Source organism: Bifidobacterium sp. UTCIF-39, from assembly GCF_006408715.1.
GTDB lineage: Bacteria > Actinomycetota > Actinomycetes > Actinomycetales > Bifidobacteriaceae > Galliscardovia > Galliscardovia tissieri.
In genome coordinates this window covers 117,620-129,164 of sequence record NZ_JEOG01000002.1, presented here as the reverse complement: position 1 = coordinate 129,164, position 11,545 = coordinate 117,620, and the positions used below count along the sequence as shown (strand labels likewise).

Annotated in this window: 10 protein-coding genes and 1 other RNA gene; 9 read left to right on the top strand and 2 right to left on the bottom strand. The window is 61.5% G+C overall.

What is annotated here, in order from left to right; translation table 11 throughout:
• Positions 1–137: 137 nt before the first annotated feature.
• The gene (gene deoC / locus EP30_RS01510; RefSeq protein ID WP_140555507.1) at positions 138–809 is read right to left on the bottom strand and encodes a deoxyribose-phosphate aldolase; all 672 of its coding nucleotides are present in this window, start codon (positions 807–809) and stop codon (positions 138–140) included.
• 214 nt (positions 810–1,023) lie between these two features.
• Between deoC and miaB the strand changes: the two genes are divergently transcribed.
• The 9 genes from miaB (at position 1,024) to EP30_RS01465 (ending at position 10,854) form a co-directional block, all read left to right on the top strand.
• Positions 1,024–2,493, top strand: a complete 1,470-nt coding sequence (gene miaB, locus EP30_RS01505; protein ID WP_140555505.1) for a tRNA (N6-isopentenyl adenosine(37)-C2)-methylthiotransferase MiaB — start codon at positions 1,024–1,026, stop codon at positions 2,491–2,493.
• A complete protein-coding gene (gene miaA, locus EP30_RS01500) occupies positions 2,477–3,514 on the top strand; it encodes a tRNA (adenosine(37)-N6)-dimethylallyltransferase MiaA (protein ID WP_140555503.1) in 1,038 nt (345 codons plus the stop codon). The genes miaB and miaA overlap by 17 nt, the downstream gene beginning before the upstream one ends.
• Before the next feature lie 104 nt (positions 3,515–3,618).
• The gene (locus tag EP30_RS01495) at positions 3,619–6,435 is read left to right on the top strand and encodes a DNA translocase FtsK (protein ID WP_140555501.1); all 2,817 of its coding nucleotides are present in this window, start codon (positions 3,619–3,621) and stop codon (positions 6,433–6,435) included.
• Positions 6,436–6,571: 136 nt separating this feature from the next.
• Positions 6,572–7,255 (top strand): CDP-diacylglycerol--glycerol-3-phosphate 3-phosphatidyltransferase, encoded by a 684-nt coding sequence (gene pgsA / locus EP30_RS01490; RefSeq protein WP_140555499.1) that lies wholly within the window; start codon positions 6,572–6,574, stop codon positions 7,253–7,255.
• The gene (locus EP30_RS01485; RefSeq protein WP_140555497.1) at positions 7,252–7,791 is read left to right on the top strand and encodes a CinA family protein; all 540 of its coding nucleotides are present in this window, start codon (positions 7,252–7,254) and stop codon (positions 7,789–7,791) included. Before pgsA ends, EP30_RS01485 begins: the two co-directional genes overlap by 4 nt.
• A 206-nt stretch (positions 7,792–7,997) precedes the next feature.
• A complete protein-coding gene (locus EP30_RS01480; RefSeq protein WP_140555690.1) occupies positions 7,998–8,498 on the top strand; it encodes a helix-turn-helix domain-containing protein in 501 nt (166 codons plus the stop codon).
• A gap of 11 nt (positions 8,499–8,509) precedes the next feature.
• A complete protein-coding gene (locus EP30_RS01475) occupies positions 8,510–8,749 on the top strand; it encodes a DUF3046 domain-containing protein (RefSeq protein ID WP_094665077.1) in 240 nt (79 codons plus the stop codon).
• Between the two features lie 241 nt (positions 8,750–8,990).
• Entirely contained in the window at positions 8,991–10,157 is a 1,167-nt protein-coding gene (gene recA, locus EP30_RS01470; protein WP_140555495.1) for a recombinase RecA, read from the top strand.
• Between the two features lies 1 nt (position 10,158).
• A complete protein-coding gene (locus EP30_RS01465) occupies positions 10,159–10,854 on the top strand; it encodes a regulatory protein RecX (RefSeq protein ID WP_181160736.1) in 696 nt (231 codons plus the stop codon).
• 220 nt (positions 10,855–11,074) lie between these two features.
• On the opposite strand, the gene rnpB is transcribed toward EP30_RS01465, so the two are convergent.
• An RNA gene (rnpB, locus tag EP30_RS01460) (RNase P RNA component class A) lies at positions 11,075–11,430 on the bottom strand.
• Between the last annotated feature and the right edge of the window lie 115 nt (positions 11,431–11,545).

Sequence of the window (11,545 nt, the reverse complement as noted above, 5' to 3'; positions counted from 1 at the left end):
TGATTGATGGTTGGTGACGTTGATTCCGTCGATGGTGTCGTCCGGCTCCGGGTCGCGGTTGGTCCCCGTGCCGGACGACTGATGATTATGGTCGACGTATTGACTACGACGCATCGGCCATGATGTGGTCTTTTCGACTACTGACGGGCCGCTTCCTCGAGGATGGCCACGGATGCGGAGACGCCGAGTCGGGTGGCACCGGCCTCGATCATGGCGTAGGCGTCGGCCAGATTGTGGATGCCGCCGGCGGCCTTCACACCGAAGTCGGGGCCTACGGCCTCGCGCATCAGCTTGACGTCGGGGGCGGTGGCACCGGCGGTGGAGAAGCCGGTGGAGGTCTTGACGAAGTCGGCACCACCCTGCACGGTGAGCTTGCTGGCGCGGATCTTCTCGTCGTCGGTGAGCAGCGCGGTCTCGATGATCACCTTGAGCAGCTTGCCCTTGGCGTGGGTGGCTTCGGCCACGGCGGTGATGTCGGCGAGCACCACGTCATCATGTCCGGCCTTGAGCTCGCCGATGTTGATGACCATGTCGATCTCGTCGGCACCTTTGGCGATGGCGTCGTTGGTTTCGAACACCTTGGTCTCGGTGGTGTTGGCGCCCAGGGGGAAGCCGATGACGGTGCAGGTGGCGATGTCAGTGCCGGCGAGCGCGGCGTGCACGCGGGGAATCCAGTAGGGGTTGATGCAGACGGATGCGGTGTTGTACTTGATGGCCTCGGCCACGACCTTGTCGATCATGTCCTCGGTGGCGTTTGCCTTGAGCAATGTGTGGTCCATGTACTTGGCGAGCTGGGACTGGGTGAGCATTTCCGGTGTTCCTTCCCTGTGTGATTCCGCCTTCGTTGGCGGGTTTACCGTTTTATCATATCACCGTTTTTTACATACGTCCACCTGAAATAGGGCACATATGTTCATTTTATGATGGGGAAACGCATGAACCGACGTCCTGCAGCGAATGACGGCATGATGCCCCGATCCGCCATTCCATGCCGCTCCAAGTCAGTCGGTAGGATGGGTCGTTATGAATGAGGACATGATGACGATCGAGGAACGAAATCCCCTGCCGGCAGCCGCGCTCACGGGAACGGACGACGGGGCGATCTCCAAGGCCCGAGGCAAGGGCGTATATTATGTGCACACACTTGGATGCCAGATGAACGTCCACGATTCCGAACGCATCGCCGGAGTCCTGGAATCTGACGGCTACGTGCAGGCCACGGACGAACAGGTGCAGGCCAAGGACGTCGATCTGATCGTACTCAACACATGCGCGGTGCGCGAGAACGCCACTGAACGCATGTACGGCACCATCGGCCTTTGGGCCAAGCTGAAACGCCGTCGGCCGCATATGCAGATCGCCGTTGGCGGGTGCATGGCCCAGAAGGACCGCGAGCGTATCACCAGTCGAGCCCCCTGGGTCGATGCGGTCTTCGGCACCAAGAACATCGGATCCCTGCCCAAGCTGCTGGACGATGCGCGCGCCGCAGGCCATTCTCAGGTGGAGATCTCCCAGGACCTCGAATACTTCCCCAGCCAGCTGCCCACATCCCGCGCATCCAGGATCTCCTCATGGGTGTCGATCTCCGTGGGATGCAACAACACCTGCACGTTCTGCATCGTGCCCGCGGTGCGCGGCAAGGAACGCGACCGCCGACCCGGCGACGTCCTCGAGGAGATCCAGCGCTGCGTCAGCGAAGGGGCCAAGGAGGTGACGCTTCTCGGACAGAACGTCAACTCATACGGGTATTCCATGGGCGACCGCATGGCCTTCTCCAAACTGCTGCGCGCCTGCGGCACGATCGACGGTTTGGAACGTGTGCGCTTCACCTCGCCACACCCCGCCGCCTTCACCGACGACGTGATCGAGGCCATGGCCGAAACCCCCAACGTCATGCATCAGCTGCACATGCCCCTGCAGTCCGGTTCCGATCGCATCCTGCGCGCCATGCGTCGGTCCTACCGTTCGTCCAGGTTCATGGACATCCTTGGACGTGTCCGCGCGGCCATGCCGGATGCCCAGATCAGCACCGACATCATCGTCGGATTCCCGGGGGAGACCGACGAGGACTTCGAACAGACCATGCGCGTGGTCGAACAGGCCAGATTCTCCTCCGCCTTCACCTTCGAATATTCGCCTCGCCCGGGCACTCCCGCCGCGGTGATGGAACAGGTGCCCCACGAGGTGGTCCGCGAGCGTTACGACAGACTGCATGCGTTGCAGGAGAGGCTTACCGTCGAGAACATGAAGGGATTCGAAGGACGCGACGTCGAGGTGATGGTCGCCGCCACCCAGGGGCGACGGGACGAGGCGACCCATCGCGTCACCGGACGCGAGCGCACCGGCGTGCTCACCCATATCGGCATCCCCGAGGGCGAGCCCATCCCGCAGGTCGGCGACTTCGTCACCGCAACGGTCACCCGTGCCGCCGACCACTACATCATTGCCGATCCCGATCCGAAGGCAGGGCAGACCTATGCCGTCCGTCACTGATTCCGGTACCGAGTCCCGATCGACGGCACCGCGGTCCGTCTCCATGCGAGTGGTCTCCATCATCGGGCCCACCGCATCCGGCAAGACCGGACTGGCCATCGCGCTCGCCAAGGCGCTCGCGGATCGCGGGCAGCGCGCGGAGATCGTGAACGCCGACACCTATCAGATGTACCGGGGCATGGACATCGGCACGGCCAAGGCGTCGGCCGAGGAGCAGGCCGCGGTTCCGCACCATCTGCTCGACATCATCGAACCGGATGATACCATGACCGTGGCGCGTTTCCAGACGCTGGCACGTGAATGCATCCACGATCTGCTGTCCCGTGGAATCCGTCCGATCCTCGTCGGCGGTTCCGGCCTGTATGCCCGGGCGGCGATCGATGACATCTCCTTCCCGGGAACCGATCCCGAGGTGCGTGCGAGGCTGGAGCAGCGGGCCGAGGAGGAGGGGCCGGGCCGGTTGTTCGAGGAACTGGCGGCCAAGGATCCCGAGGCCGCGTCCCGAATGGATGCCCATAACGTGCGCCGTACCATCCGCGCGTTGGAGGTCATCGAGATCACCGGCCGGCCATTTTCCGCGAGCCTGCCGAGATATCGGTATGTCATTCCCACCGTGCAGATCGGTCTTGACCTGCCACGGAAGGAACTGGACCGTCGTATCGCCGAACGCACGATCGCCATGCGTGATCAGGGCTTCCTTGCCGAGGCGGAAAGGCTGCGCGACCATCTCGGTCCCACCGCTGCCAGGGCTCTGGGTTACCAGCAGATGATCGATGTGCTCGACGGGCTCATCGATGAGAACGAGGCGTTTGCGGACATCGCGCAGAAAACCCGCCGCCTCGCCCGCAAGCAAATGGGGTGGTTCGGTCGGGACCCGCGCATCCACTGGTTGCAGGCGCTCAATCCCGCCCTGCTGGACAATGCCATGGGTATCGTCCAGCACGCCGATGCCGGTGACTACGATGCGATCGACGCGCAGGTGGACGAGTACGTGCAGCATCATCTCGGCGATATCGACTAACGTCCTTATTGACGGCCGCGGCTGCTCGGGAACGGCCGAATGATGTGAATATCATGGGCTGCGGCCAACTGTTTCCTGACTGGACGGTATTATCGGGCAGTGCTATGGCACAGAAATCATCTCCGCGCTCGACTACGAGCCGAACCACGAGTTCACGCAGGACATCGTCGAATGGGGGAGGCGGTCAGGGACGACAGTCCTTGCCCACCGGACCCGAGTCGGCGTGGCATCGCACCATGCTGTTTTTCGGCCTGTTGGTTGCCGCGGTGCTGTTCTGCGCCAGTGAATGGTTCCGTGTCAATGGTTCGATCGGCCAGTTCCTGCACACCATCGCGGCCACGCTGTTCGGTGTGATGAGCGTGCTGCTGCCGGTGATACTGCTGTATGCCGCACTCTGCGTGGTCAGCTCCACGCTGCGATCTCTCAACAAGCCGCGAGTACTGGCGGGTCTGGGCCTGCTGCTGTGGTCGGTGTGCTCTATCATCGACGCCGTTCGCATCGGTAACGTCCACGGGTTCGATCTGGCCATGGTGCAGGGCTCAGGAGGCGTTCTTGGGTTCGCGTTCGGCTCCCCGCTGACCTGGGGATTGTCCAAGGCGTTCTCCGTCATTCTGTTCGTTATCGTGGGACTGCTGTCGCTGCTGCTGATCACCGGCATCACCATGACCGATATCTCCGCATACGGGCATAGTCTCCGACTTCGCATGGAGGATGAACACGACAGAAAGGCCGCTGACGAATCGTCCGGCAAATCCGATCGGAAAGATCGGGGAACCGAGGCCCCGGCCGCTGCCGATGAAACGCTGGTGCTCGCCGACGGCGTTCCGACCCATGAGGAGACGGCAAAGTCCGAAACCCGCTCCGACGGTTCATCATGGAAGACGTGGTGGCGGCGTCTGTTCTCCGGCACTTTGGGATCCAAGGACGATGACGGCAAGCTTGATTCGTATGCCGCCGACACCGCATTCGACAAGGCCGCACGTTCCCACGGCGACAGCGCCGAAACGACCGTGGAATCCGTTGATGGACTCCCGGCGCACGCGCCACGATCCGTATCCTCCGCCGGAGGTCCTGCCACACATCCGGAGCCGGAGACCCGTGCCATGGGTGTCGACCCGTGGGCCACAGCCATACTTGATCCGGTTGCGACGGGGGAGGAGGGACCATCCGGCACCACCGTGCTCAGTCAGGGATCGCCCATCGTCTCCGCACCCGCTGCGGATCCCGTCATCTCGGGGACGACGTCAGACGAGATGCCGCGGCCGGTCACCGCTCCGGCGGCCAATGTGGATGCCGTCTCGGGAGCCGTGCCTGCGACAGCCGTGGCCGGTCCCGCATCCGCAACCCCGGTGGGCACGGACGCAAAACCCGTGCCCACCGACGGCTATGAATACCATCTTCCCGATCTCGAACTGCTCGCCCATGGCAAGCCGCACGCGGCACGCACCCCGGCCAATGACAAGGTGATCGCCGCGCTGCGCTCCACCTTCCAGCAGTTCAAGGTCGACGCCAAGGTCGTGGGATTCCTGCGTGGTCCCTCGGTCACCCAATACGAGGTCGAACTCGGCCCCGGCGTCAAGGTGGAGAAGGTCACCAATCTTCGACGGAACATCGCCTATGCGGTGGCGAGTTCCGACGTACGCATCCTGTCGCCGATCCCGGGCAAGTCGGCCATCGGCATCGAGATCCCGAACGTCGATCGTGAGATCGTGCATCTGGGCGACGTGCTCAGAAGCGACGAGGCCATCCGTGACCATAACCCCATGCTCGCCGGCGTGGGCAAGGACGTGGAGGGACGATTCGTCACCGCCGATCTGACCAAGATGCCGCATCTGCTCGTGGCCGGTGCCACCGGTTCGGGAAAGTCCAGCTTCATCAACTCCATGCTCACCTCCATCGTCATGCGCGCCACGCCGGAACAGGTGCGGCTGATCATGGTCGACCCCAAGCGCGTGGAACTGTCCGCCTATGCCGGAATTCCGCATCTGCTCACTCCCATCATCACCGATCCGAAGAAGGCCGCGCAGGCGTTGGAGTGGGTGGTCAAGGAGATGGATTCCCGATACGACGATCTGCAGTATTTCGGATTCCGTCACATCAAGGACTTCAACGAGGCCGTGCGCGCGGGCAAGGTGCATGCGCCCGAAGGCTCCAATCGCAAGATCGCCCCCTACCCGTACATTCTCGTGGTCGTTGACGAGATGGCCGATCTCATGATGGTGGCGAAGAACGACGTGGAAAGCTCGATCCAGCGCATCACGCAGCTTGCACGAGCCGCCGGTGTACATCTGGTGCTGGCGACGCAGCGCCCGTCCGTTGACGTGGTCACCGGTCTCATCAAGGCGAACATTCCCTCGCGTCTGGCCTTCGCCACCTCCTCGGCCACCGACTCCAGGGTCATCCTCGATACGACGGGCGCCGAAAGCCTCATCGGTCAGGGTGACGCTTTGTTCTTGCCTATGGGCGAGGCCAAGCCGAAGCGTGTGCAGGGATCGTGGGTCTCGGAATCCGAGATCCGCGCGGCGGTGGATTTCGTACGCACCCAGCGCAAGCCCAAGTATCGCGAGGACATCGAGCAGATGGCCAAGGAGGCGGAGAAGAGCGGTCTCGAACCGGACGAGGACATCGGCGACGACATGGAGGTGTTGCTGCAGGCGGCCGAACTGGTGGTCACCTCCCAGTTCGGATCGACATCCATGCTGCAGCGCAAGCTTCGCGTCGGATTTGCCAAGGCCGGACGGCTCATGGATCTTCTGGAATCACGAGGAGTGGTGGGCCCCTCCGAGGGTTCGAAGGCGCGTCAGGTGCTCGTCCAGCCGCAGGATCTTCCGCAGGTATTGGCGTTCATCCGTGGAGAGACCGCGTCGATCACGCCCTCGCAGCCGCAACCCGACGGCGGTGCCAACCCGGCAGGGGAATGATGGGGCTCGAACGATCGCCGTATGCGTTTCCCCGAGGCGGGGCGGCATACCATGCGCTACCCTAGGGAATCGCAGATAAGCTTTTCGGTTGATGATCCGCGAACGTCTGCCGTGCAAGCGGATCGAGGAGTGAACGATGTCAGACAAGAACAATGCGTCGCAGAAGGTAAAGAATCCCCTGTTGGTGGGGTGGAACACGCCGGCGAATCTCGTCACCTACGCCCGCATCGTGCTCGTCATCGCCTACATTGTGCTGACCGTGCTGGCTGGCCCCCTAGGGCGTGACGATCTGACGTTGCGATGGGTGGCTGCGGTGCTGTTCATCGTGGCGGCGAGCACCGACAAGATCGACGGCTATCTTGCCAGGTCTCGCAACGAGGTCACCGAGCTGGGCAAACTCATGGACCCCATCGCCGACAAGCTGCTCATGTGCTCCGCGTTGATTGTGCTGTCCGTGTTCGCCGAGTTTCCGCTGGCATGGCTCATCACGGCGCTCTTCCTGATCAGGGAGATCGGCATCACCGTCATGCGTTTCTTCATCATCGACACCGGCGGCAAGGTGATCGCTGCGGCATGGCCGGGCAAACTCAAGACCGTGTTCCAGTCCGTGGCACTGTCGTTCTACATGTTGCCCATGTGGTCGCTGGCCGGCACAGATGCCGGTGCCAATGGCGTGTTTACTGGCTGGGTCCGTTGGTACTACCTGCTTGCCTACGCGCTGCTCGTCGTCGCCCTGGTGCTGTGCCTCTACTCGGGATACGAATATCTCAAGGGCTCGCTCGTCAGGCCGAAGTCATCTGATACCGGAGACGCGCGATGAGTTCCGAAGCTCAGGATCAGGAGCGAAGGGACGACCTTGCGGCGCACGCGTTACGCATCTGCGAAGAACGGTCCCTGCTCATCGCAGCAGCCGAATCGCTGACCGGTGGTCTGCTCGCCGACGCGTTCGTCCGAATCCCAGGCGCATCCAAGGTGTTCCTCGGCTCCGCGGTCACCTACGATATTCACGCCAAGGCAGGTATTCTTGGCGTGGATTCGGATCTGCTGGAGCGCGAAGGTGCGGTTCATCCGCAGGTGGCCATGCAGATGGCCCGCGATACGGCGAAGCTTTATACCACGCTTCCCGAATATCGTGATCGAGTGGTCGGACTCGCCACTACAGGTGTGGCCGGTCCGGGGCCGGACGGAGACAAGCCGGCCGGGCTGGTCTACATTGGACTGAGCCTGCCATGTGATGGACGTCCGGGGGAAAACATGGTGGAAGCACGTGAGCTGCATCTTTCCGGTACGCGAGGGCAGGTGCGTCTGCGTGTGGTCGAGGTGGTTCTCGAACGGTTGAACGAACTGCTTGACTGATTCGTCAATCGTCCGTCGGAAGGTATCAGATGGTGCTGGTATCGAGTATGGGTAGCAATAATCCTGTGAAGTGAATCACATTTGATACCGAAGCGGAATATCCCATCCTGTCATCGGTTGTGCTATATAGAGAATTTCGAGAAAACGGGTTGGACAAAGGAGTGGATATGACGACTACGGCAACATGCTACGACAACGAAATCAAGATGCGTTCCGCGGCGGAACGTTCCGCGGTCGCCGTTCCGGACGGCAAGGCCATGGCAAAGAATCTTACGCCGGCGCAGAAGCGTGCCGTCGCTTTCGCACAGCAGCAGATTCTGCGTGCCCGCGCGGCCAAGAAGGCCAAGGATGACCGTCAGGCGGCGCTCAGCCGCATGTGGGCCAATGCCGATCGCGAGGACGGCATGGCGGACAAGGCCAATGACGCGGAACGCGCTCGTGTGGTGGCGAATGGTGACGGGCAGATCTCGCTGCGCAAGGTCATCGGCGAGGTGCTGCGTTCACTGCGCACCAAGGACCACAAGACGCTGCGCGAGGTGAGCGGCAAGGCCGGTGTCTCCCTCGGCTACCTTTCCGAAGTGGAACGCGGACAGAAGGAAGCCAGCTCCGAACTGCTGGTGTCGATCACCCAGGCTCTCGGTGTGCGGCTGAGCGACATGCTGGTGATGGTCGCCGACCGCGTTCGCGAGGTGGAATCCCGCAGCTAGGCTTATTCGGCATGAAGGAACGTGAATTCTGGCAATTGGTGGATGAGGTCTTCGGCCATTCCTACGGCCGAAGCCTGTCCCGTGATCAAAGTCTGACGGCGCTTGACGCGATGACGCCGGTCGAGGCATTGGAGGCCGGTGTGCAGCCACGCGTGGTGTGGAATGTGCTGTGCGATCAGATGGATGTTCCGGACTCTCGCAGATGGGGGAAGGGTCATAACGCACCGCCGATGCCGGCCGGTAGTTTCTGATGCCATGGTTTTGTGCGTGTTTTTTGTGTTGTTTCGGAGTGTCGTACAACTTCGAACAAATGTTCGGCTATAGTCAGAGGTAGCTATCGAACATGCGGATGCACTCTGGCCCTGATTTGGATATTATCAATGTCGTCATGGATGGAGGGGGTTCCGTTTGTTCACATCATCGGAGCGGCTGGCGTTTTCGACGTCGCCGTGCGTACGGTGAAAACGTCGGAAACGTTGCAAGGAGACACTGATGGCACAGCAGACTAAGAAGGATTCGGCCGATCAGCTGGCTGCACGGAGGCAGGCGGCTCTGGATACGGCACTGGCGCAGGTGGAGAAGAGTTTCGGTAAGGGCTCGGCCATGCGCCTGGGCGACAAGCCCATTCAGAACGTCGAGGTCATTCCCACCGGATCGTTGGCCTTGGATCTGGCTCTGGGTATCGGAGGTCTGCCGAAGGGCAGAATCGTGGAGGTCTATGGCCCCGAGTCGTCCGGCAAGACCACCTTGGCGTTGCACGTGGTGGCCAATGCGCAGAAGAACGGCGGTGTGACGGCGTTCATCGATGCCGAGCATGCACTCGATCCTGAATATGCCCGCAAACTTGGTGTCGACACCGATGCGCTGATCGTCTCCCAGCCGGACAATGGCGAGCAGGCGTTGGAGATCGCCGATATGCTGATCCGTTCCGGTGCCCTTGACGTCATCGTCATCGATTCCGTGGCGGCATTGGTGCCCAAAGCCGAGATCGAGGGCGATATGGGCGACAGTCATGTGGGTCTGCAGGCGAGGCTGATGAGCCAGGCGTTGCGCAAGATGACCGGAGCCCTGGCGCAGGCGGGAACCACCGCGATCTTCATCAACCAGCTCCGTGAGAAGATTGGCGTGTTCTTCGGATCCCCCGAGACCACCACCGGTGGTAAGGCGCTGAAGTTCTATGCGTCGGTGCGTTTGGACATCAGGCGTATCCAGACGATCAAGGTCGGCGACGATGCGGTCGGAAATCGCACCAAAGTCAAGGTCGTCAAGAACAAGATGGCACCGCCGTTCAAGTCCGCGGAATTCGACGTGCTGTACGGCGAGGGCATTTCCAGGGAAGGCTCCGTGCTGGACATGGCTCTGCAGAGCGGCATCGTCAAGAAATCCGGTTCCTGGTTCACGTATGACGAGGACCAGCTCGGTCAGGGCAGGGAGAAGGTCCGCCAGTTCCTCAAGGATAACCCGGGACTTACCGACGAGATCGAGCACAAGGTCAAGGTGTCGTTTGGTGTGGAGCAGCCGGATGAGCGGGATGCTCAGCCGTCGGATGCCGACGACCAGAATCAGGCTTCCGGCAAGGCCTCCGATGGTCCGGCCGCCCAGGGTCAGGGAGCCGCCGATACCAAGCCCGCAGCTTCCAAGTCCGCTGCAAAGGCTTGATGTGATCTCCGCAAAGGATTTTCTTCGTTCGAATCCCGTCCGTATTCAAGCTGCCGATTCTGCTGAGCTCGCCGCGTCTGTCATTGACGGATCGGAGGCCGTTTCCGACGTGGATTCCGACCACGGAAATCTCGTCCGTGGTCGGGGGCGGAAAAGGATCGCACCCCGACGTGGCGGATTCGGCTCCCGTGGCTCTCTCGGGGAGGGCCCGGAAAATCCGCAGGATGCCGATGCATGCCGTGAGGCCGCGTTATGCTTGCTCGATGCGGCCCCGCGCTCGTCGGGAGAGATGATCGAACGGCTCGAGCGCAAAGGATACGCAGGGTCGACCATTGCCGACGTGGTGAATGGGCTGATCCGATCCGGTCTGATTGACGACGAACAGTATGCGCGGTCCATGGTTAGGTACTGTCTGTCCCGCCATCTTGGGGAGCGAGGGACGGTACGAGAAATGATGGGGCGGGGAGTGGACCGGTCGCTCGCATCCCGGGTGGCGTCCGAGGCCGCCGAGGACGGAGAGTTTGTGGAGTCGGCATACGAGCTTGGGCGTGTCGTGGCGCGTCGCACCCAAGGCATGGAGCGCGAGAAACGACTGCGACGACTATGGTCGGCCGGAGGCAGAAAGGGTCATGATCCGAGTCTGATCCGTCAGGTCGCGGCCGATCTGTTCCGCGCCAGTGACGATGACGACATGTGACGCGTAGAGCGCATGGAGATCATATGGTTGTTACGTAGAGTATGGTTGTTACGTAGAGTGGTCGGCATATACCGCCTGCAGGTGTCGGCCACCCCGCGTGTCTATTGCATGATTGCCTGAATTGCTTGATCTTCATGTCTCGACGGTGTTCATGCCCATACTCAGGATCGTGTACGTCATATGCGGTCAAATACATGCCGATCGCAAGCGGGGGAAAGAAAAAATGAGACCTCCGATACCCCGGGTTCTGTCGCGTGAACCAGTCACGCGGATGGCCATCCATCTCGACTTGACGTCGCCGTCAAGCTCTAGCAGCCTACCCGAAGACACGAGCGAGCAGCTCTTATCGCCTTCTGCTTGGCCTTGCTCCCGATGAGGCTTGCCATGCGGCCCCTGTTACCAGCGGCCCGGTGGTCTCTTACACCGCCGTTTCACCCTTACCGGCCGAGGCCGGCGGTCTGTTCTCTGTTGCGCTATCTCTCAGGTCACCCTGGGCGGACGTTATCCGCCATCGTGCTCTATGGAGCCCGGAAGTTCCTCAACGGCATATGCCGTCGCGGCCATCAGGAGGTCTCGGCGGACAAGCATACCATGTGCCTCGACATCCCATGCCCATATCAGACGAGTTAGGGAGAATCCATAAAAAGAAACGATGATATTCGTTGCGCGGATTTCCGACAAAAGCATGAAT

Coding starts and splice junctions, on each gene's coding strand:
- deoC (WP_140555507.1), bottom strand. CDS start 809: ATGCTCACCCAGTCCCAGCTCGCCAAGTACATGGACCACACATTGCTC.
- miaB (WP_140555505.1), top strand. CDS start 1,024: ATGAATGAGGACATGATGACGATCGAGGAACGAAATCCCCTGCCGGCA.
- miaA (WP_140555503.1), top strand. CDS start 2,477: ATGCCGTCCGTCACTGATTCCGGTACCGAGTCCCGATCGACGGCACCG.
- EP30_RS01495 (WP_140555501.1), top strand. CDS start 3,619: ATGGCACAGAAATCATCTCCGCGCTCGACTACGAGCCGAACCACGAGT.
- pgsA (WP_140555499.1), top strand. CDS start 6,572: ATGTCAGACAAGAACAATGCGTCGCAGAAGGTAAAGAATCCCCTGTTG.
- EP30_RS01485 (WP_140555497.1), top strand. CDS start 7,252: ATGAGTTCCGAAGCTCAGGATCAGGAGCGAAGGGACGACCTTGCGGCG.
- EP30_RS01480 (WP_140555690.1), top strand. CDS start 7,998: ATGCGTTCCGCGGCGGAACGTTCCGCGGTCGCCGTTCCGGACGGCAAG.
- EP30_RS01475 (WP_094665077.1), top strand. CDS start 8,510: ATGAAGGAACGTGAATTCTGGCAATTGGTGGATGAGGTCTTCGGCCAT.
- recA (WP_140555495.1), top strand. CDS start 8,991: ATGGCACAGCAGACTAAGAAGGATTCGGCCGATCAGCTGGCTGCACGG.